22 protein-coding genes and 2 pseudogenes are annotated in these 19,597 nt (G+C 67.7%); 10 read left to right on the forward strand and 14 right to left on the reverse strand.

What is annotated here, in order from left to right; translation table 11 throughout:
- Position 1: 1 nt before the first annotated feature.
- Positions 2–1,114 carry an alanine dehydrogenase gene (ald, locus tag LV457_RS16220; protein ID WP_232172363.1) on the reverse strand — a complete coding sequence of 371 codons (1,113 nt, stop codon included), beginning with the start codon at positions 1,112–1,114 and terminating at the stop codon, positions 2–4.
- A gap of 101 nt (positions 1,115–1,215) precedes the next feature.
- Between ald and dapB the strand changes: the two genes are divergently transcribed.
- From dapB to LV457_RS16235, 3 genes are read left to right on the forward strand one after another with little or no spacing between them, the layout of a single operon-like run.
- Positions 1,216–1,953, forward strand: a complete 738-nt coding sequence (gene dapB / locus LV457_RS16225) for a 4-hydroxy-tetrahydrodipicolinate reductase (RefSeq protein ID WP_232172365.1) — start codon at positions 1,216–1,218, stop codon at positions 1,951–1,953.
- A complete protein-coding gene (locus LV457_RS16230) occupies positions 1,950–2,420 on the forward strand; it encodes a hypothetical protein (protein WP_232172366.1) in 471 nt (156 codons plus the stop codon). Before dapB ends, LV457_RS16230 begins: the two co-directional genes overlap by 4 nt.
- Entirely contained in the window at positions 2,417–2,869 is a 453-nt protein-coding gene (locus LV457_RS16235; protein WP_232172368.1) for a flavodoxin family protein, read from the forward strand. Before LV457_RS16230 ends, LV457_RS16235 begins: the two co-directional genes overlap by 4 nt.
- 91 nt (positions 2,870–2,960) lie before the next feature.
- Here the strand turns inward: LV457_RS16235 and LV457_RS16240 are convergent, their stop codons facing one another.
- Positions 2,961–3,704 carry a dienelactone hydrolase family protein gene (locus LV457_RS16240; RefSeq protein WP_232172370.1) on the reverse strand — a complete coding sequence of 248 codons (744 nt, stop codon included), beginning with the start codon at positions 3,702–3,704 and terminating at the stop codon, positions 2,961–2,963.
- 46 nt (positions 3,705–3,750) lie between these two features.
- Between LV457_RS16240 and LV457_RS16245 the strand changes: the two genes are divergently transcribed.
- From LV457_RS16245 to LV457_RS16255, 3 genes are read left to right on the forward strand one after another with little or no spacing between them, the layout of a single operon-like run.
- Positions 3,751–4,551, forward strand: coding sequence for a thymidylate synthase (locus LV457_RS16245; protein WP_232172372.1), 801 nt, complete (start codon positions 3,751–3,753; stop codon positions 4,549–4,551).
- A gap of 2 nt (positions 4,552–4,553) precedes the next feature.
- Positions 4,554–5,024 carry a dihydrofolate reductase gene (locus LV457_RS16250; protein WP_232172374.1) on the forward strand — a complete coding sequence of 157 codons (471 nt, stop codon included), beginning with the start codon at positions 4,554–4,556 and terminating at the stop codon, positions 5,022–5,024.
- A complete protein-coding gene (locus tag LV457_RS16255) occupies positions 5,021–6,229 on the forward strand; it encodes a winged helix-turn-helix domain-containing protein (RefSeq protein WP_232172376.1) in 1,209 nt (402 codons plus the stop codon). The genes LV457_RS16250 and LV457_RS16255 overlap by 4 nt, the downstream gene beginning before the upstream one ends.
- On the opposite strand, the gene LV457_RS20295 is transcribed toward LV457_RS16255, so the two are convergent.
- The 10 genes and pseudogenes from LV457_RS20295 to LV457_RS16290 form a co-directional block, all read right to left on the reverse strand.
- Positions 6,226–6,405: a DUF6188 family protein gene (locus LV457_RS20295; RefSeq protein ID WP_374198878.1), complete on the reverse strand. Its 180-nt coding sequence runs from the start codon at positions 6,403–6,405 to the stop codon at positions 6,226–6,228. The genes LV457_RS16255 and LV457_RS20295 overlap by 4 nt on opposite strands.
- Positions 6,406–7,014: 609 nt before the next feature.
- On the reverse strand, positions 7,015–7,671 hold the full coding sequence (locus tag LV457_RS16260; RefSeq protein WP_232172378.1) for a hypothetical protein: 657 nt from the start codon (positions 7,669–7,671) through the stop codon (positions 7,015–7,017).
- A 7-nt stretch (positions 7,672–7,678) separates the two neighbouring features.
- Positions 7,679–8,050, reverse strand: a complete 372-nt coding sequence (locus LV457_RS16265; protein WP_232172379.1) for a DUF6188 family protein — start codon at positions 8,048–8,050, stop codon at positions 7,679–7,681.
- Complete coding sequence (locus LV457_RS16270; RefSeq protein WP_232172381.1) at positions 8,047–8,412, reverse strand: hypothetical protein; 366 nt, start codon at positions 8,410–8,412, stop codon at positions 8,047–8,049. The genes LV457_RS16265 and LV457_RS16270 overlap by 4 nt, the downstream gene beginning before the upstream one ends.
- Positions 8,413–8,944: 532 nt before the next feature.
- Positions 8,945–9,169 (reverse strand): annotated as a pseudogene (locus LV457_RS20300) (colicin immunity domain-containing protein); the annotation flags it as partial.
- Positions 9,170–9,241: 72 nt separating this feature from the next.
- Positions 9,242–9,370, reverse strand: a complete 129-nt coding sequence (locus tag LV457_RS20305; RefSeq protein ID WP_374198874.1) for a colicin D domain-containing protein — start codon at positions 9,368–9,370, stop codon at positions 9,242–9,244.
- A gap of 609 nt (positions 9,371–9,979) precedes the next feature.
- Complete coding sequence (locus LV457_RS16275; RefSeq protein ID WP_232172383.1) at positions 9,980–10,381, reverse strand: hypothetical protein; 402 nt, start codon at positions 10,379–10,381, stop codon at positions 9,980–9,982.
- On the reverse strand, positions 10,369–11,646 hold the full coding sequence (locus tag LV457_RS16280) for a hypothetical protein (RefSeq protein WP_232172385.1): 1,278 nt from the start codon (positions 11,644–11,646) through the stop codon (positions 10,369–10,371). The genes LV457_RS16275 and LV457_RS16280 overlap by 13 nt, the downstream gene beginning before the upstream one ends.
- The gene (locus LV457_RS16285) at positions 11,643–11,930 is read right to left on the reverse strand and encodes a WXG100 family type VII secretion target (RefSeq protein ID WP_232172388.1); all 288 of its coding nucleotides are present in this window, start codon (positions 11,928–11,930) and stop codon (positions 11,643–11,645) included. The genes LV457_RS16280 and LV457_RS16285 overlap by 4 nt, the downstream gene beginning before the upstream one ends.
- The gene (locus LV457_RS16290; RefSeq protein ID WP_232172390.1) at positions 11,927–12,235 is read right to left on the reverse strand and encodes a WXG100 family type VII secretion target; all 309 of its coding nucleotides are present in this window, start codon (positions 12,233–12,235) and stop codon (positions 11,927–11,929) included. The genes LV457_RS16285 and LV457_RS16290 overlap by 4 nt, the downstream gene beginning before the upstream one ends.
- A gap of 98 nt (positions 12,236–12,333) precedes the next feature.
- On the opposite strand from LV457_RS16290, the gene thyX reads away from it, so the two are divergent.
- The 3 genes and pseudogenes from thyX to LV457_RS16305 form a co-directional block, all read left to right on the forward strand.
- Positions 12,334–13,083 (forward strand): FAD-dependent thymidylate synthase, encoded by a 750-nt coding sequence (gene thyX, locus LV457_RS16295; protein WP_232172392.1) that lies wholly within the window; start codon positions 12,334–12,336, stop codon positions 13,081–13,083.
- A 36-nt stretch (positions 13,084–13,119) separates the two neighbouring features.
- Positions 13,120–14,022, forward strand: coding sequence for a 4-hydroxy-tetrahydrodipicolinate synthase (gene dapA / locus LV457_RS16300; protein ID WP_232172393.1), 903 nt, complete (start codon positions 13,120–13,122; stop codon positions 14,020–14,022).
- A pseudogene (locus tag LV457_RS16305) lies at positions 14,019–15,695 on the forward strand (ribonuclease J); the annotation flags it as partial. The gene dapA and the pseudogene LV457_RS16305, both read left to right, overlap by 4 nt.
- A gap of 65 nt (positions 15,696–15,760) precedes the next feature.
- Here the strand turns inward: LV457_RS16305 and LV457_RS16310 are convergent.
- Both LV457_RS16310 and LV457_RS16315 read right to left on the reverse strand, forming a co-directional pair.
- Positions 15,761–16,567, reverse strand: a complete 807-nt coding sequence (locus LV457_RS16310; protein ID WP_232172395.1) for a mycofactocin-coupled SDR family oxidoreductase — start codon at positions 16,565–16,567, stop codon at positions 15,761–15,763.
- Entirely contained in the window at positions 16,564–16,884 is a 321-nt protein-coding gene (locus LV457_RS16315) for a putative quinol monooxygenase (protein ID WP_232172398.1), read from the reverse strand. The genes LV457_RS16310 and LV457_RS16315 overlap by 4 nt, the downstream gene beginning before the upstream one ends.
- Positions 16,885–17,020: 136 nt before the next feature.
- Between LV457_RS16315 and LV457_RS16320 the strand changes: the two genes are divergently transcribed.
- A complete protein-coding gene (locus LV457_RS16320; protein WP_232172399.1) occupies positions 17,021–19,576 on the forward strand; it encodes a DNA translocase FtsK in 2,556 nt (851 codons plus the stop codon).
- The last annotated feature ends 21 nt before the right edge of the window (positions 19,577–19,597 follow it).

The raw sequence follows: 19,597 nt of genomic DNA on the forward strand, positions 1-19,597 counted from the left end.
GTCACAGCACGGCCGCCGGATCGGTGCACGGCAGGCCCACAGCCTGCGCGACGCGCTCGTTGAGCAGCGCTCCGTCGTGCGTCGACAGGCCGCGCGCCAGCGCCCGATCCGTCCGGCATGCCGCCTGCCAGCCCTGCTCGGCCAGCCTGACGACGTAGGGCATGGTTGCGTTCGTCAGCGCGAAGGTCGAGGTCCGGGGCACCGCGCCGGGCATGTTCGCGACGCAGTAGAACACCGTGTGGTGCACGGCGTAGGTCGGGTCGTCGTGGGTGGTGGGCCGCGAGTTCTCGAAGCAGCCGCCCTGGTCGATCGCGACGTCGACCAGCACCGCGCCCGGGCGCATCGCCGTCACCGTCGACTCGCTGACCAGCGTCGGCGCCTTCGCGCCGGGCACCAGCACCGCGCCGATGATCAGGTCGGCGGTGATCACGGCGTCGGCCAGGTCGTAGGCCGACGAGTAGCGGGTCTCGACGCGTCCGCCGAAGAGCGCGTCGAGTGCGCGAAGCCGTTCAGGGTCGACGTCGAACACCGTGACGTGAGCGCCCATGCCGGCGGCGGTGCGGGCGGCGTGGCGGCCGGCGGTGCCGCCGCCGATCACGGCGACGTCGGCGGGCCGCACGCCGGGCACTCCGCCCATGAGCACGCCGCGGCCACCCGACGGCGCCATCAGGTGGTAGGCGCCGACCTGCGCGGCGAGCCGGCCGGCCACCTCGCTCATCGGGGCGAGCAGCGGAAGCGCGCCATCATCGGTCTGCACCGTCTCGTAAGCGATGGCCGTCGTGTGCGAGGCCAACAGCGCGTCGGTGCAGGGGCGTGACGCGGCGAGGTGCAGGTATGCGAAGAGCGTCTGACCGGCTCGCAACCGGTGGTATTCGGCCTCGACCGGTTCTTTCACCTTCAGCACCAGGTCGGCTCGCTGCCACACCTCGTCGGCGGTGGCGACGAGCTGCGCTCCGGCCGCCTTGAAGTCGGCGTCGGTGATGGCCGAGCCGTCACCCGCGCCGCTCTGGACGAGGACGTCGTGGCCGCGTCCGGTCAATTCGGCGACGCCGGCCGGTGTGATCGCGACCCGGTACTCGTGGGCCTTGATCTCGGTCGGAACTCCGACGTGCACCGCCTCAGTATGAAGATTGATCGGGCGTGATCCGCGGCTTCTTGATCTTCGAGCATCCGCGCGGAGCCTCGCCGCGGTAGCCCCGCACTAAGGTGAGCCCCATGCGAGTCGGTGTGCTGGGGTCGAAAGGCAAGGTGGGCGCCACGATGGTGGCGGCGGTCCGCGAAGCGGACGATCTGACACTGTCCGCGGAGGTCGACGCCGGCGATCCGCTCACCGTGCTCACCGACAGCGACACCGAGGTCGTCATCGACTTCACCCACCCCGACGCGGTGATGGACAACCTCGAGTTCGTGATCGCCAACGGCATCTCGGCGGTGGTCGGCACCACCGGTTTCACCGACCAGCGGCTACATCAGGTGCGCGCCTGGCTCGCCGACCAGCCGGCGACCGGTGTGGTGATCGCCCCCAACTTCGCGATCGGCGCCGTGCTGTCGATGCGGTTCGCGGCCGAAGCCGCCCGCTTCTTCGAGTCCGTCGAAGTCATCGAGCTGCACCACCCGAACAAGGCCGACGCCCCGTCGGGCACCGCGGCGCGGACCGCGAAGCTGATCGCCGAGGCGCGAAAAGGTATGCCGCCCAACCCCGATGCCACCAGCACCGGCCTCGACGGCGCCCGCGGCGCGGACGTCGACGGCATCCCGGTGCACTCGGTGCGGGTGGCCGGGCTCGTCGCGCACCAGGAGGTGCTGCTGGGCACGCAGGGCGAGACCCTGACCATCCGGCACGACAGCATCGACCGCACGTCCTTCGTGCCCGGCGTGCTGCTCGCCGTCCGCGAGGTCCGCTCCCGTCCCGGGCTCACGATCGGCATCGAATCGCTGCTCGGCCTGTCATGAACGGCGACCGCGGCCGGCTGCTGCGCGTCCAGGTGCTCGTCGCGTTCATGTGCCTGGCGCTGGTCTTCTACCTGGCCGTCGTCGGCCGCATCGGCTGGCGGCTGCTCACGTCGGGCGACACCGTGGCCGCGCTGCTCGGCGTCGGTCTGTTGATTCTTCCGCTCATCGGGCTCTACGCGCTGGTCAGCACGCTGCGCGCCGGGCTCGCCCATCAGCGGCTGGCGCGCATCGTGCACGCCGAGGGAATGGAGCTCGACGTCAGCGGCCTGCCGCGGCGCCCGTCGGGCCGCATCGAGCGCGAGGCCGCCGACGCCCTGTTCGACCAAGTGCGCGCCGAACTCGAAGCCGATCCCGACAACTGGCGCCGCTGGTACCGGTTGGCCCGCGCCTACGACTACGCCGGCGACCGCAGCCGCGCCCGGGAGGCGATGGGCAAGGCCGTGGCGATGGAGGGGACATCGCGGTGAGCACCTTGCTCGTCGTCCACCACACGCCCTCGCCCGGCACCCGGGAACTGCTCGAGGCGGTGCTCGCCGGCGCCCGCGATCCGGAGATCAGCGGTGTGGATGTCGTCCTCCGGCCGGCGCTCGCCGCGACGCTGCCCGACATGCTCGACGCCGACGGTTATTTGTTCGGCACCACCGCGAACTTCGGCTACATGTCCGGGGCACTCAAGCACTTCTTCGACAGCGTCTACTACCCGAGCCTCGACCACGTCGCCGGCCGGCCCTACGGGCTGTGGGTGCACGGCAACAACGACACCGTCGGTGCCGTCACGGCCGTCGAGCGTCTGGCCACCGGCTTGGCGCTCACCAAGGCGGCGGACGTCCTGGAGGTCACCAGCGGCATCGACGCCGCGATCCGTGACCGAGCGTATGAACTCGGTGGCACGCTGGCGGCGACGCTGATGGGGTGAGGGAGGTGCGATGCCCGGCTTTCGCCGAGTTCGCGTTGGCAGCGGCGTACACCGCGCGGCGTGATCCGCGCGGTGCGGGCACGCTCGGCGCTCACTTTCGGAGGTGGCGGCCGAAGAAGTTCGCGGTCGCGTTCCAATGCCGCTCGGCGGCGGCCTCGTCGTAGGGCGGGTTGTCCGGCACCGCGAAACCGTGGCCGGCCGGATACATCTCGATGGTGTGCTCGACGCCCGCGCTGGTCAGCGCCTCGTCGAGCAGCTGCGCCTGCTCCGGGGTGAACGAGTGGTCGTTCTCGGCGCCGCCCACGTACACCGCGGCCGTCATCCGGTGGGCGAGCAGGTGCGGGCTGCCGGGATCTTCGGTGGCCAGTCCGCCGCCGTGGAACGACGCGGCGGCGGCCACCCGCTCGGGCAGCCGACCGGCCACCAGCAGCGACATCCGGCCGCCCATGCAGTAGCCGGTGGTGCCGAACGCCTGGCCGCTCACCTCGTCGCGCCCGGCGAGATAGTCGAAGAACGCGCCGGCGTCGGCGGCCGCCATGTCCGGGGTGATGCTCTTGATCATCCCGAACAACCGGGTTCGCTCGGCCGGATCGCTGAACGCCGTCCGCATGTCGAACGGCGCCCAGTCCCCGTGCCGGTAGTAGACGTCGGGCAGCAGCACGCCGTAGCCGTAGCCGGCGAGCCGGGCCGCCATGTCGCGCATCGTGTCGCGGACGCCGCCGGCATCGACGAACAGCACGACACCGGGCCACGGTCCGTCGCCGCCGTCGGGGGTGAACAGTTCGACAGGGCAGGTTCCGTCAGGAGTGGTGACGGTGTCAGCGACGCGCGGCATGGTGTCCGTTCTACTCCGCCCGCCGCGTCGCACGTAAGCTGGCCGCGTGCCGATCGACACGCCGTACGAGGATCTGCTGCGGCTGGTGTTGACCACGGGCACGCCGAAAGCCGATCGCACCGGTACCGGCACCCGAAGCGTGTTCGGCCACCAGCTCCGCTACGACCTGAACGCCGGCTTCCCGCTGATCACCACCAAGAAGGTGCACACCAAGTCGGTGATCTACGAGCTGCTGTGGTTCCTGCGCGGCGACTCGAACGTGCGATGGCTGCAGGAGCACGGCGTCACCATCTGGGACGAGTGGGCGTCGGAAACCGGCGATCTCGGACCCGTCTACGGCGTGCAGTGGCGGTCGTGGCCGACGCCGTCCGGTGAGCACATCGACCAGATCAGCGCCGCCCTGCAGTTGCTGCGCACCGACCCCGACAGCCGCCGCAACATCGTCTCCGCGTGGAACGTGGGGGAGATCCCGCGAATGGCGCTGCCGCCCTGCCACGCCTTCTTCCAGTTCTACGTCGCCGACGGCCGGCTCTCGTGCCAGCTCTACCAGCGCAGCGCCGACCTGTTCCTGGGCGTGCCGTTCAACATCGCGTCCTACGCACTGTTGACGCACATGATGGCGGCGCAGGCGGGCTTGGGCGTCGGTGAGTTCATCTGGACCGGCGGCGACTGCCACATCTACGACAACCACGTCGAGCAGGTCACCCTGCAGCTCAGCCGGGACCCGCGGCCGTATCCCGAACTGGTGCTCGCGCAACGCGATTCGATCTTCGACTACACCTTCGAGGACGTCGAGATCCGCAACTACGACCCGCATCCGGCCATCAAGGCGCCGGTGGCGGTCTAGTCGTGCAATTGATCTGGGCGCAGTCGACGTCGGGTGTCATCGGCCGGGCCGGTGACATTCCGTGGCGGCTGCCCGAAGACCAGGCGCGTTTCAAGGAGTTGACCGTCGGCGGCACCGTGGTGATGGGGCGCCTGACGTGGGAATCGTTGCCGCGCAGCGTCCGTCCGCTACCGGGCCGGCGCAACGTGGTCGTCACCCGTGACGCCGCGTACGACGCACCAGGTGCGGACGTCGTCGACTCCTTGGACGGGATCAGCGGCGACGACGTGTGGGTGATCGGCGGCGCGCAGATCTACGGGCTGGCGCTGCCCCATGCGGCGCGCTGTGAGGTCACCGAGGTCGACGTCGACCTGCCGCGCCAGGACGCCGACGCCGTCGCGCCCGTGCTCGACGACAGCTGGATCGGCACTGTCGGCGATTGGCGGGTCAGCACGTCGGGCCTGCGGTACCGGTTCCACAGCTTCACGCGATGACGCTGACCGCCGCGCAGGCCCGTCGCGTGGCGGTCGCCGCTCAGGGCTTCGGCGATAGCGCGCCGCGCGGCCCGATCACCCGCGCCCATCTGCGGCGGCTGATCACACGGATTCAGGTGCTCCAACTCGATTCGGTGTCGGTGGCGGTGCGGGCGCACTACGCGCCGGTGTTCAGCCGGCTCGGACCCTACGACAGGTCGCTGCTCGATGCTGCAGCATGGAGCCACTCGGCGCGGGCGCCACGGATGCTCGTCGAGTACTGGGCGCACGAGGCCGCGCTGATGTCGGTGGAGGACTGGCCGCTGATGCGGTGGCGGATGCGGCAATACCGGGACGGCCGGTGGGGCACCCACATCGTGCGCGCCAACCCGCAGCTGGCCGACGACGTCGTCGCGGCGATCGCCGAGCTCGGACCGTCGACCGCCGGTCAGATCGAGGCGCACCTCTCGGCGGCACTGAGCCGCGTCAAGGGACCGTGGTGGAACCGCAGCGACACCAAGTGGGTGGCCGAGGGGCTGTGGGCGGCCGGCGTGCTCGCCACTGCGACGCGGGTCGGGTTCGCTCGCCATTACGACCTGGCCGAGCGGGTGCTCCCCGCGGACGTGCTGGCCCGCGAGGTCGACGACGACGAGGCGATCCGCGAGCTGTGCCTGCGCGCCGCCACCGCGCTGGGCGTGGCCACCGAGGCCGATATCCGCGACTACTTCCGGCTGGCGGCGGGCCAGGCGAAGCCCGCCATTGCGTCGCTGGTCGCGGCCGGGGAACTGGAGCCGGTGGAGGTCGACGGCTGGGCGGCGCCCGCGTACCTGCGGGCCGGCCAGGTGGTGCCCCGCCGAGACCGCGGCACCGCGCTGCTGTGCCCCTTCGACCCGCTGATCTTCTTCCGACCCCGGCTCGAGCGGCTCTTTCGATTCCACTACCGCATCGAGATCTACGTGCCGGCGGCCAAGCGGCAGTACGGCTACTACGTCTGGCCCTTCCTGCTCGACGGCCGGCTGGTAGCGCGCGTCGATTTGAAGGCCGACCGTGCCAGCGGCGTGCTGCTCGTCGTCGGCGCATTTCTGGAGTCGGGGGAGGACGCGCAGCGGGTCGCTCTCGCGATGGCCCACGAGTTGGGCGTCATGGCCGGCTGGCTGGGGCTGAGCGGCGTGACGGTCGGCGAGCGGGGTGACCTCGTCGAAGCGCTGGCGGCGCAGCTCGGTTAGCGGGTGGCGAGCTCGCCGCCTGCCAGACAGACGACGAGAAAGCCGCGCGGTCCACTGACGTTGCACGACTCGTGATGCGGGTCGATCTCGACTTCCATGCACACGCCGCTACCGAAGACGATGACGAGCTCTCCGGACTCCTTGACACTCGCTGAACGGATCGGCTCTCCGATCAGCGCTACGGAAGACTACAACTCGACGAGCTGAACCAGTTACCACCATCCGCGAAAGCGCAGCAGGTCTGAGGTTCGGTGTATCGGTCCTCGACGTCCTCGGCGAAACACCGCCGCCATCACGCCTCCCATATCGTTGGGAATATGCCGGCCGTGCACACGATCTTCGATCCCCGTCTGAGCTCGCATATGTCCGCACGGCTTTCGAAGACTCCATTACTGACGGGCGGTCAGCCATAGGGGTACTTTGCTAATCATCGGTGGCTATCACGAGCTCGTCGGGATGCGGCCATCTCAGAGGTATTTCGTCGGTGATCCACGCGTATTCGAAGGCGGATAACCGCCCATCCTTCAACCACAAGAGTATTTCCCCCTGGTACTCGTTCGCAATCCAAACACAGCCATGCGTTGGGAACGGTCCGTTCGGCAACTCGACCCTCGGCGTTAAGGGGTTTACCTGAACTTCGTAGATCCACACAGTGTCCGGAAGGATGAGCGCCCCATTAAGGCTTTTCAAAAGAATCGCGCTCGCTGCGATACGGGAGCCCGAAAGAATGCAAGTCGCCATAGCGTATTCTTCCGAGGTTAGATTCCGCCAGCGTCGATCGCTCGTCATGGTAGAAACGCCGTCCCCAGTTTGATGACCCAATCGTGGACATAGCCGCGAACTGTAATCTGCTGACCGTAGAGCGTCACTATGTTTGTGAACTTTCCCTCTGCAGGAACAGTGCCGTGTAGCGCGTTCAGTATTTGGCGGATGGCTTGTTCTCGTCCTCCCGCAGACATCACGACGTTCTCCAAATTGTGTCCGGGACGGAAGATGTGGTCAAGCTGCGCGACTCGGATGTTGTGGACCCACTCCGCATCGGGTGTCGCGGACGGCGTGTTGTCAGTACTCCCTTTGCGGCTGAGATTTTTGATTCGTTGCAGTTTTCGGCGTGCGCCGGCGAGGTCGTGTGCTCGTTTGACACCTTTGGTGATGTTTTTGGTGAGCTTCCAGGCGGCGATGGCTTCGGTGACGATGCGGGCGAACTTGGAGATGACGCGGGCGGCGTTGGCGGCGCCGGCGACGGCGCTGGCGCCGAAGCTGATGAAGGCGGTGGCGATCGCGATGGTTCCGCCGACGGCGAGTTCGATGGCGAAGTCTTCGAGGATGTCGGCGAGCTTTTCGCGCAGCTCGTCGAGCGCGGTCTTGTAGTCACGGCAGGACTGCGCCAGTTCTCGGCACCCGGCCGCAATCGCCGACGCGGCGTCGCGCAATTCACGCAAGTCTGGCTTAGTCGCCGCTCCAGACGGCCAGCTTGCCGCTGGGCAGGCAGACCACCAGGTAGCCGTCGGGCCCGGCCACCACCCAGGCCTCGTAGGGCGGATCCGGCCGGACGTCGATCCGCGCACCGCTGCTGAAGTGGACCTTCAACATTCCGCCGTCGGCCACCTGCGCCCGGCGGATCGAATCGCCGATCAGCGCCAATAGTGGACTGAAGCGCTCGATCGAATCCTGCTCGGGCGTCAGCGACGTAACGGTGTCAGCCGTCGACAGTGTGAACGGCGAGCCGATTCTGATGAAGAAGCCGTCGGTGAGCGTGAGCAGAGCGGTGTACTCGACCGTGATGTCGACGAACGTTCTTTCCGCCAACGTCAGGTTCATTCCGGTTCCTCGATCTGTGATACGACGTCCAGCTCGTCGGGTCGAGGCCACCGCGTCGGCAGGTCGTCGGTCACCGAGGCGAATTCGAGTGCGCTCAGTTGGCCGTCCTTCAGCCAAAGGAGGATCTCCCCTCGATATACGCTGTCAGTGCGCACGTACGCGAAGGCGGGGTATGGGCCGTTCGGAAGTTCAATCTGGGCGGTGCCCGAAGTTTGCACTTCATAGAACCAGACGGTATCCGGCAGTACGAGGGCTTGCCCGAGGCCGTGTAGCAGTACTCGACCGGCAGGAATCGCCGACCTCTCGACGAGCGCGGTGACCATGGCGATCTCCGAGAACGAGATGGGACGCCAGAACGTCATGACTCGACCGCCGTCACGTCGACGCGCAATTCGTCCAAGATGGCCCCGGATGGGACGAGGAACAAGTCTATCAACCGCATCGCCCCGGCAACCTTTTCCGGTTTGATGGGGTCCTTCTTCGGATGTCCTGCCGGTAGTCGACCACTGTCGACCAAGGGATCTCCCGATCAGGTATAAGGAGCCGCATAGCCCGGAAATGAAACATCGTCAGACCCATCGGGCGTGGCCCTTTTCCATATCGTCAAACCCACCCTCCGATTCTCGGCAGAGATCAACCGCAAACGGGTCCCGCCAGGGGGTGCTCATTCTGCTCATTCGGTACGTTGCCGCTCGTTCCTATCGCTCTGCCACACACGCATACGAACTTCGCGTTGATCAACCTCCGCTTCGACATAACATTTGTACGCTATGACGAGCCGGCTCGCTTCGACGCTTTGTACCGGTCCGTCGAGCAGTGACCTGCCGGACAGCCATGGTCTCCGGGGCCGTCCTCTGTGGCCGAATCGGACTTGTTCGTAAGCATCTTCCGTCATCAGGTATTTCCGAAGAGTCGCTGATACACAACAGAAGCGCGACGGCGGAGCTCCGCCTCATCGATACCATTGCTCGCAGATCTGAGCCGGTGATCGCTTGTGAAATCATCGACGTCGGCGAAAAGGGCGTCCAGTATGTCGAATTCAGGGCCGCCTACTTGGTGCGGGTCACTTCGAGAATAGTTGAAGTACTGCTTCTCAAATTCCTCACCCGGCATTGCACCTGAGACGAAGCGTCGATGATCGGCTCATAACCGCGAAGCATTCGCGCAATGCCGTCTGTATCGCGGCGATCTCTACACTCCACCTAGCACTCCTCGCTGCCGTATGTTCACGGCTTGTTCTGAGCTGGTTCTCCAGCCTGAGATGAAGTCGCCGCTAGGTGTTCGTATGACGACCAGGCAGTCCTCGGGGCCGGCCACCACCCAGGCTTCGTAGGGGATCGGATCCGCTCGGGGCCAGCGACGTCAACGTGTCAGCGGTCGACAGGGTGAACGGCGAGGCGATGCCAATATAGAAGTCGTCTATGAGCGAGAGCAGTGCGTTGTACTCGACCGTGATGTCGACAATCGACTTGTCCACAAATCGCAGGCTCATTCCGGTTGCTGAGTCTGCGAAACCACGTCCAGCTCGTCGGGCCGCGGCCACCGCGTCGGCAGTTTCTCGGTCACCCAGGCGTATTCCAGGGCGCTTAGTCGGCCGTCCTTCAACCAGAGCAGTATCTCGGCCTCGATACTCGGAGCCATTCCGAACATAGGCGAAGACGGGGTAAGGGCCGTTCGGCAGATCAATCCGTCCGGTGGTGCCCGAGGTGTTCACTTAGTAGAACCAGACGGTATCCGGCAAGACGAGGGCCTGTCCGAGGCCATACAGCAGCTGTCGACCGGAGGGCATTGCCGACCTCTCGACGATTGTGGTGATCATAGCAATCTTCGAGAACGAGATGGGACGCCACAGGGTCATGAGCGGGCCGGCGTCACGTCAACGGGCAATTCGTCCGTAGTTGCCTCGACTCGAACGGGGGAGGTGTCGAACTACATTGAGGCATATTCGAAACGTGGAGGTCTTCCGCTGAAGATCTCCACGGCGCCCCAATCGCCCTCGACATAGTAATGGTCGCCTTGAAAGCTGAGGGTATCGATATTGCCGAAGTCAACGGTTCCATTCGCGTCGGTGTAAGGCTTGATGTCACGTTTGATCCAGTTCGTATAGACAACCGATTCGAATATGAGCCTGCCCTTTGCGTAACTATAGTGTTCACCGGGTAACGGTTGGTGATACTTGGGGCTCGACGGTGTCAAAACTGCGTCTACAATAAAAATAACGCGGTCGGCCTGCTCGACAATGTCAAGAACATAGCTGTCTTCCAGGTAAATTTGATCGAGACCGGGCAAGTTCGGGTAATCATTGATTATCATAGAAGTCACCAGTCCCATTCGATCGGAGTATGGTTTCCGTCGCTTCGTTGCGGAACTGGATTTCCGTAAGGGTCAATTCGCCTACCATACGCGTCCCGCAACGCAACATGCGGATCTTCGCTGCCTGGGACTCGGCCGCTGCCTCGCTTGATCACCATTCGTTCGACTCCATTCGCGTCAACATACTTCGCGGGGCCTGTGGGTGACTGCACCTTCGTCCACCCCTGGGCCAGCGCATACTCCTCTAATTCGGAAGCCGTCGGCGTCCTACCCGCGAACAATTCCTCGAGGCGTCGCGGTCGTGGTGCGCCCGTGTCGAGACCTCTTCGCCGGAGTTGCTTGATTCGTTGCAGTTTTCGGCGCGCGCCGGCGAGGTCGTGTGCTCGTTTGACACCTTTGGTGATGTTTTTGGTGAGCTTCCAGGCGGCGATGGCTTCGGTGACGATGCGGGCGAACTTGGAGATGGCGCGGGCGGCGTTGGCGGCGCCGGCGACGGCGCTGGCGCCGAAGCTGATGAAGGCGGTGGCGATCGCGATGGTTCCGCCGACGGCGAGTTCGATGGCGAGGTCTTCGAGGATGTCGGCGAGCTTTTCGCGCAGCTCGTCGAGCGCGGTCTTGTAGTCACGGCAGGACTGCGCCAGTTCTCGGCACCCGGCCGCAATCGCCGACGCGGCGTCGCGCAGTTCACGCAGGTCTGCGGCGATGTGCTCGACTTCCGGTGAGCTGGTGCCGGCGAACGCGGCCACATCGTGGTCGAGGCCGGCCAGCACGGCGGTGGTGTCCGGCGCCCCGGCCACCAGCGTCCAAATCATCCCCGCTTGCTCGAGTTTGTGGGTGTCCCCGTCGGGCACGGGTACGCCGAGCCGCTCGACCAACCCCAGCCCGTCGTCAAGCAATCCCCGCCCTGGCCCGCCCGCCGACGGCGGGGCCGACAACGTGCTCACTGCGGTAGCCGGTTCGGGCGGCTTGACCGGCGCCGCGCCCCCGCCTGCGGGGTGGGCGTGGTACTCGCCGACTGCATGGTTGTAGCCGGCCTGGATGATCACCCCGCCGTAGTTCTCCAGCGCCGCCGTCAGATCGTTGACCGCGTCCAGCACCTCGCGGGCCCGCTGATCGTAGGAGGCGGCCCACGCCGTGCCGGCGTCGTCGCTGCCGGCCATCGCCGCGGTGCTCCCGAGCTTGTCGATGCTCGTCCGGAACGCCCCGAACACCGCCGCGGCCTTGGTGAACAGGCCGTTGCCCACGTCGTAGTAGGTCTGCGGATCGACCTCCTGAGTGGTCACCGCAGCATGGCCAGGTTGGCCTGGACCGCCCCCGTGTAGGCCTCATACGCGGTGTGGGCGGCGGCCCGCAACTCGGTCAGCGCCTCGCGCATCTGCGCCGCCCCGCGCAGCCACTGCTCGTGCGCCGTGTGATGCGCGGCAGCGCCCTGCCCCGACCACACCAGGTGCAGGCCGGCGACCTCCGCGTCCACCCGCGCAGCCACCTCCTCGGCACGCCGCTCAAACGCTGCCAGCGTGTCGACGAACAACTGCAACTGCGCCAGATTGACCCGGTAGCCGCTCACAGCTCAACCCCGTGCGTGACCGCCTGCACTGCCTGCGCCGACGCGGCTTCCCGCTCCGAATAGGCCGCCGCCGCCCCCGACAGCAGCTCCGACGACCGCGTCAACGCCTCCACCACCCGAGATGCGCCCGAATGCCACTCGTCGAACAGCGACGCATACGCCGACGCCGCCGCGCCCGACCAACCGCCCGACAGCCCGTCCCATTCGTCGCTGATGCGAGCGAGCTCCGCCCGCAGCGCCTCCGCGTCGTCGGCCACTGCCCGCGCCGCGCCCGCCACCAGCGCCGAATCCACACGAATACTCACCAGACCCCCTTTCGCCCCGCAACCAGCGTAAAAAGGCCCACACGATCCTCAACGCACCAATTTCGGGGCGCAGCAGACGTGCGTCGTAGGCTTCCCCGGTGGCCGAGTCGGCGCCGCTGCGCGTGCAATTGATCGCCAAGACGGAGTTCCTGGCGCCGCCTGATGTGCCGTGGGACACCGACGCGGACGGTGGGCCAGCGCTGGTGGAGTTCGCCGGCCGAGCCTGCTACCAGAGCTGGTCGAAACCGAATCCGCGGACCGCCACCAACGAGTCGTATCTGCGCCACATCATCGACGTCGGGCACTTTTCCGTGCTCGAACACGCGACGGTGAGCTTCTACATCACCGGTATCTCGCGGTCATGCACCCACGAATTGATCCGGCACCGACACCTCTCCTTCTCGCAGCTGTCGCAGCGCTACGTCCCCGAACACGACGCGCAGGTCGTCGTTCCGCCGGGCATCGAAGGCGACGCCGACCTCGAAGCGCTGTTCATCGCAGCCGCAGACAGCAGCCGCAACGCCTACACCGCGCTGCTGGCGAAGCTCGAAGCGAAGCTCGCCGACCTGCCGCAGGCGACGCTGCGCCGCAAACAGGCGCGCCAGGCGGCGCGATCGGTGCTGCCCAACGCGACCGAGACCCGGATCGTCGTCACCGGCAACTACCGGGCGTGGCGGCACTTCGTCGCCATGCGCGCCAGCGAGCAGGCCGACGTCGAGATCCGCCGCCTGGCCATCACCTGTTTGCGGCAACTGGCCGACGTCGCACCTGCGGTCTTCGCCGACTTCGAGATCGCCACCCTCGCCGACGGCACCGAAGTCGCGACATCCCCGCTGGCCGAGGCGTAGACGCAGCGAGGTGACCAGCGGGTAACCTTGACGCCCGTGAGCACCAGCGGAATCGACGTCAGCGCGCGGCTGGGCACCGTGCTGACTGCCATGGTGACGCCGTTCGGCCCGGACGGCTCGCTCGACGTCGCGACCGCCAAGAAGCTCGCCGTACGTCTCGTCGACGCCGGCTGCGACGGGCTGGTGGTGTCCGGCACCACCGGTGAGTCGCCCACGACCACCGACGACGAGAAGATTGCGCTGCTCGGCGCGGTGCTGGAGGCGGTTGGCGACCGGGCTCGCATCGTCGCCGGCGCCGGAACCTACGACACCGCCCACAGCGTGCACCTCGCCCGCCGCTGCGCCGCCGAGGGGGCCCACGGCCTGCTCGTGGTCACGCCGTACTACTCGAAGCCCCCGCAGGCGGGCCTGCTCGCTCACTTCACGGCCGTCGCCGACGCCACCGAAGTGCCCGTGGTCCTCTACGACATCCCGCCGCGGTCGGTGATCCCCATCGCGACCGACACCATCCGCACGCTCGCGCAACACCCCAACATCGTCGCGCTCAAGGACGCCAAGGGCGATCTGCACGGCGGCGCCGCGCTGATGGCGGAGACCGGCTTGGCCTACTACTCCGGCGACGACTCGCTCAACCTGCCGTGGCTGGCGATGGGCGCCGTCGGATTCATCAGCGTGTGGGGGCACGTCGCCGCCGCGCAGCTGCGAGAAGCGTGGTCGGCCTTCACGTCCGGTGACACGGCGACGGCCCGCAAGATCATCGTCGGATTGGCGCCGCTGAACGACGCCCAGAACCGGCTCGGCGGCGTGACCATGAGCAAGGCGGGCCTGCGGCTGCAGGGTTTCGACGCCGGCGCGCCGCGGCTGCCGCAGGTTCCGGCGACCGCCGATGAGCTCGACGCGCTGGCCGCCGACATGCGGGCCGCCGGCGTGCTGCGGTGAACACGCCAGAGCTGACACCGCCGGGACCGCTGGCGCCCGGTGGCTTGCGCGTGACGGCCCTCGGCGGCATCAGCGAGATCGGCCGCAACATGACGGTGTTCGAACACCTCGGCCGGCTGCTCATCATCGACTGCGGTGTGCTGTTCCCCGGTCACGACGAACCCGGTGTCGACCTGATCCTGCCGGACCTCCGGCACATCGAGAACCGGCTCGACGAGATCGAGGCGCTCGTGCTCACCCACGCGCACGAGGATCACATCGGCGCCATCCCACACCTGCTGAAGCTGCGGCCCGACATCCCGGTCGTCGGCTCGAAGTTCACCCTGGCGCTGGTCCGGGAGAAGTGCCGCGAGCATCGGATCAAGCCGGTCTTCGTCGAGGTAGCCGAGGGTCAGCGCAGCACCCACGGCGTCTTCGAGTGCGGTTACTACGCGGTCAACCACTCCATTCCCGATGCCCTGGCCGTCGCGGTGTTCACCGGCGCCGGCACGGTGCTGCACACCGGCGACATCAAGCTCGACCAGTTGCCGCTCGACGGTCGTCCGACCGATCTGCCGGGCATGTCGCGGCTCGGCGACGCCGGCGTCGACCTCTTCCTGTGCGACTCGACCAACGCCGAGATTCCGGGCGTCGGCCCGTCCGAGAGCGAGATCGGGCCGAACATGCACCGACTGATCCGGTCGGCGGAAGGGCGGGTGATCGTCGCCTGCTTCGCATCCAATGTCGCGCGCGTGCAGCAGATCATCGACGCCTCGGTGGCGCTCGGCCGCAAGGTCTCGTTCGTCGGTCGGTCGATGGTGCGCAACATGGGCATTGCGCGCGAACTCGGCTTCCTCACCGTCGCCGACGACGACGTCATCGACATCGGTGCCGCGGAGATGATGCCGGCCGACCGCGTCACGCTGATCACAACCGGCACGCAAGGCGAGCCGATGTCGGCGCTGTCGCGGATGTCGCGCGGCGAGCACCGCAGCATCACCCTCACCGACGGCGATCTGATCATCCTGTCGTCGTCGCAGATCCCCGGCAACGAGGAGGCGATCTTCGGCGTCATCGACGCGCTGGCCAAGATCGGCGCGCGCGTCGTCACCAACCAGCAGGTGCGCATCCACGTATCGGGCCACGCCTACGCGGGCGAACTGCTCTTCCTCTACAACGGCGTCCGGCCGCGCAACGTGATGCCGGTGCACGGCACCTGGCGGCATTTGCGGGCGAACGCCGCGCTGGCCGAACGCACCGGCGTGCCGCGGGAGAACATCGTGCTCGCCGAGAACGGCGTCAGCGTGGACCTGGTCGGCGGCAAAGCGTCGATTGCGGGTGCGGTGCCGGTCGGCAAGATGTTCGTCGACGGGCTCGTCACCGGCGACGTCGGTGATGCCACGCTCGGCGAACGGCTGATCCTGTCGTCGGGCTTCATCTCGGTGACGGTGGTCGTCCACCGGGGCACCGGCCGCGCGGCTGCGCCGCCGCACCTGCATTCACGGGGCTTCTCCGAGGATCCGAAGGCGCTCGAGCCGGCCGCCCGCAAGGTCGACGAGGCGTTGGAGACGCTTGCGTCCGAACGGGTCAACGACCCGGCGCGCATCGCCCAGGCGGTGCGCCGCGCCGTCGGCAAGTGGGTGGGGGAGGCCTATCGTCGCCAGCCGATGATCGTGCCGACAGTCATCGAAATCGACGCACCCTCCGTTGCGGACCGGACCGCGCCTCGCCGGGCGCAGCGCGCCGCCGGTTCACCGAACTAGCGTTTGACGACGTAGCCCGCGTCCACGGGGAGCGTCACGCCGGTCACCAGGCGACCGGCGTCGGACACCAACCAGGCGACCGCGTTGGCGATGTCCTCGGGCTCGGCGACCTGCACCGGCAGCGCGTTGCCCAGGTCCGGACCGTCCGGGGTGGCGGTGCCTTCCAGCCACTTGCGGGTGAACTCGTTGTCGATCATCGGCGTGCGGACGCCGGCCGGATGGATCGAGTTGACGCGGATGTTGTACGGCGCCAACAGGTTCGCGTAGATCCGCATGAGGCCGACGACGCCGTGTTTGGCGGCGCCATAGCCGATGGACCCGGCCTGCGGTGCCCCGAGCCCCACCAGGCCGGCCACCGAGCTGGTCAGCACGATCGCCCCGCCCTCACCCTGCTTCACGAGGGTCCGCTTGACGGCTTCGACGGTGTGGTAGACGCCGGTGAGGTTGACGTCGATGACGTCCTGCCACGCGTCCTCCCCGGCCATGGGGGCGATGCCGGCGTTGGCGACGACGATGTCGAGGCGTCCGAGCTGGTCGAGTCCGGTCTGCAACGCCGACTTCAGCGACTCGAGGTCGCGGACGTCGGCCTGCGCCGACACGATCCGGGCACCGGTGTCCTCGACCAGCTTGACCGTCTCGGCGAGGTCGTCGGCCGAGGCCATGGGGTACGGCACCGAGGCGATCTGCTCGCAGATGTCGACGGCGATGATGTTCGCGCCCTCCGACGCGAGCTTCACCGCGTGCGCCCGGCCCTGGCCGCGCGCCGCGCCGGTGATGAAGGCGACTTTGCCGGCGAGGGTCATCGGGCGACGAGCCGGCCCTTGGCGGGGTCCCCGGCGACGACCGGTTGCAGCACCTTGATGTCCGGCGGGCCGGCCAGGTGGTCGCCGATCTCGCTGAACATGGTGCCGATGGCCGGCGCCGACGAGTGCGTCTGCAGCGCCTGGCCGTCGGCCCACTGTTCGACGAAGACGAAGATGCCGCCCTCGGCCTCGTGCAGGCTGTACAACTCGCAGCCCGGCTCGTCGTGCACCTCGGGAACCGTTCGGGTCAAGACCTCGCGGACGGTGTCCACGGCCTCCGGCTTGACGGTGAGGGTGGCGACGACGACGACCGGCATGACAGCGACTCCTCGAATACGGACGACACGGCGACGCTCACCATAACCAGCCCGCTGGTGCGCCGGAGGAGATTCGCGTCGCGTGAACCGTGTGGCTGGTGGTGTCTGTGAGACGGTTGCGATTAGGCTGGCGGGCATGGCACCGAAAACCGCCACCCGGTCCGGCGGCTCTCGCAGTACCGCGCGTTCGCGCAGTTCAACGGCGAAAACCGCACCGCGGAAGCGGCCATCGGCGCCGCGCCGGCAGTCGTCGCGGACCGCGGGGGCGGGGAGGGCCGTGGGACGCGGCGCCCGCGCCGGCTGGCTGCTGGTGGCGCGCGGCGCCGGCACCGCTGCCCGGTCGGTGGGTCGCGCCCGTGACATCGAACCCGGTCACCGCCGCGACGGCATCGCGCTCGCGCTCGTGGCCTTCGCCGTGGTGGTGGCCGCCGGATCGTGGTTCGAGGCGGCGCGGCCGGTCGGCGAGTGGATCGACACCGGCCTGCGGGCCGTCGTCGGCTCGGCCGTCGCGGTGCTGCCGATCGCCGCGGTCGCGGTCGCGGTGGTGCTCATGCGCACCGAGCCGCGGCCCGAAGTACGCCCGCGGCTGATCCTCGGCACCGCGATGATCACCGTGCCCGCGCTGGGACTGTGGCACCTGTGGGCCGGCTCGCCGCAGACCCCGGGCGAGCGGCGAGACGCCGCCGGCTTCATCGGGTTCGCGATCGGCGGTCCGCTGGCCGACGGCTTGACCGCCTGGATCGCGGCCCCGCTGTTGTTGTTGGCGATGCTCTTCGGCGTGCTGCTGGTCACCGGCACCACCATCCGCGACGTGCCCGACACGCTGCGCGCGATGTTCGGCACCCACTACGCCGACGACGAGGACGGGTACGACGACTACGACGAGCTGGGCGACGACGACGGCACCTTCGTGACCGCCCCGGTGACGGCGCAGGCGATGGAACCGGATGATCCGGAAGTCACCGTGCCGGTGTGGACCGGGGCGAGCGAAGCGACGGGGGAATGGACTAGGGCGAGCGAAGCGACGGGGGAATGGACTAGGGCGAGCGAAGCGACGGGGGGTTGGACCGGCTCGCCGCAGGACAACTACCCGCTCGACGTCGACGAGGTCCCGGCGCCGGCGCCGAAGCCGCGGAAGAAATCGGCCAAGCCGACCGCGCCGCGGCAGGAGACGCTCGCCCTGGACCGCGTGGTCGACGGGCCGTACACGCTGCCCTCGCTGGACCTGCTGGTGGCGGGCGATCCGCCCAAGCGCCACAGCGCCGCCAACGACCACATGATCGACGCGATCAGCTCGGTGCTGCAGCAGTTCAAGGTCGACGCCGCGGTGACCGGCTGCACGCGCGGTCCGACGGTCACCCGTTACGAGGTGGAGCTCGGGCCGGGCGTCAAGGTGGAGAAGATCACCGCGCTGCACCGCAACATCGCCTACGCCGTCGCGACCGAGAGCGTGCGCATGCTGGCGCCCATCCCGGGCAAATCGGCCGTCGGCATCGAGGTGCCCAACACCGACCGCGAGATGGTGCGGTTGGCCGACGTCCTCACCGACCCCACGACCCGGCGCGACCACCATCCGCTGGTGATCGGGCTGGGCAAGGACATCGAGGGCGACTTCATCTCGGCGAACCTGGCCAAGATGCCGCATCTGCTGGTTGCCGGCTCCACCGGTTCGGGCAAGTCGAGCTTCGTCAACTCGATGCTGGTGTCGCTGCTCGCGCGGGCGACCCCGGACGAGGTCAGGATGATCTTGATCGACCCGAAGATGGTGGAACTGACGCCGTATGAGGGGATCCCGCACCTCATCACGCCGATCATCACCGAGCCGAAGAAGGCGGCGGCGGCGTTGGCGTGGCTGGTCGAGGAGATGGAGCAGCGCTACCAGGACATGCAGGCCTCCCGCGTGCGCCACATCGACGTCTTCAACGAGAAGGTGCGTTCTGGGGAGATCACCACGCCGCTGGGCAGCGAACGCGAGTACAAGCCATACCCCTACATCCTGGCGATCGTCGACGAGCTCGCCGACCTGATGATGACGGCGCCGCGTGACGTGGAGGACGCGATCGTCCGGATCACCCAAAAGGCCCGCGCGGCCGGTATCCATCTGGTGCTCGCCACCCAGCGGCCGTCGGTCGACGTCGTCACCGGCCTGATCAAGACCAACGTGCCGTCGCGGCTGGCGTTCGCGACGTCGTCACTGACCGACAGCCGGGTGATCCTCGACCAGCAGGGCGCCGAGAAGCTCATCGGCATGGGCGACGGGCTGTTCCTGCCGATGGGAGCCAACAAGCCGATCCGGCTGCAGGGCGCCTACATCACCGACGAGGAGATCCAGGCCGTCGTCGCCGCGACGAAGGCGCAGGCCGAGCCGGAGTATCGGGACGGCGTGACCGCGGTGAAGGCCGGGGAGCGCAAGGACGTCGATCCGGACATCGGTGACGACATGGACGTCTTCCTCCAGGCCGTCGAGTTGGTGGTGTCGTCGCAGTTCGGCTCGACGTCGATGTTGCAGCGCAAGCTGCGGGTCGGCTTCGCGAAAGCGGGACGGCTCATGGACCTGATGGAGACGCGCGGCATCGTCGGACCCAGCGAGGGCTCGAAGGCCCGCGAGGTGCTGGTCAAGCCCGACGACCTCGCCGGCACGCTGGCGCTCATCCGCGGCGGCTCCGACGCGTCGGGCGGCGACGCGGACTAGCTGTATATCGACGCGGCGTTG

Origin of the sequence: Mycobacterium sp. MYCO198283 (genome assembly GCF_021213805.1) — a bacterium.
In the GTDB taxonomy this organism is placed as follows: domain Bacteria; phylum Actinomycetota; class Actinomycetes; order Mycobacteriales; family Mycobacteriaceae; genus Mycobacterium.

Bases quoted from the DNA above. Each gene is read 5' to 3' on its own strand.
- dapB (WP_232172365.1), top strand. From the start codon at position 1,216: ATGCGAGTCGGTGTGCTGGGGTCGAAAGGCAAGGTGGGCGCCACGATG.
- LV457_RS16230 (WP_232172366.1), top strand. From the start codon at position 1,950: ATGAACGGCGACCGCGGCCGGCTGCTGCGCGTCCAGGTGCTCGTCGCG.
- LV457_RS16240 (WP_232172370.1), bottom strand. From the start codon at position 3,704: ATGCCGCGCGTCGCTGACACCGTCACCACTCCTGACGGAACCTGCCCT.
- LV457_RS16255 (WP_232172376.1), top strand. From the start codon at position 5,021: ATGACGCTGACCGCCGCGCAGGCCCGTCGCGTGGCGGTCGCCGCTCAG.
- LV457_RS16265 (WP_232172379.1), bottom strand. From the start codon at position 8,050: ATGAACCTGACGTTGGCGGAAAGAACGTTCGTCGACATCACGGTCGAG.
- LV457_RS16270 (WP_232172381.1), bottom strand. From the start codon at position 8,412: ATGACGTTCTGGCGTCCCATCTCGTTCTCGGAGATCGCCATGGTCACC.
- LV457_RS16275 (WP_232172383.1), bottom strand. From the start codon at position 10,381: ATGGGACTGGTGACTTCTATGATAATCAATGATTACCCGAACTTGCCC.
- LV457_RS16310 (WP_232172395.1), bottom strand. From the start codon at position 16,567: ATGACCCTCGCCGGCAAAGTCGCCTTCATCACCGGCGCGGCGCGCGGC.
- LV457_RS16315 (WP_232172398.1), bottom strand. From the start codon at position 16,884: ATGCCGGTCGTCGTCGTCGCCACCCTCACCGTCAAGCCGGAGGCCGTG.
- LV457_RS16320 (WP_232172399.1), top strand. From the start codon at position 17,021: ATGGCACCGAAAACCGCCACCCGGTCCGGCGGCTCTCGCAGTACCGCG.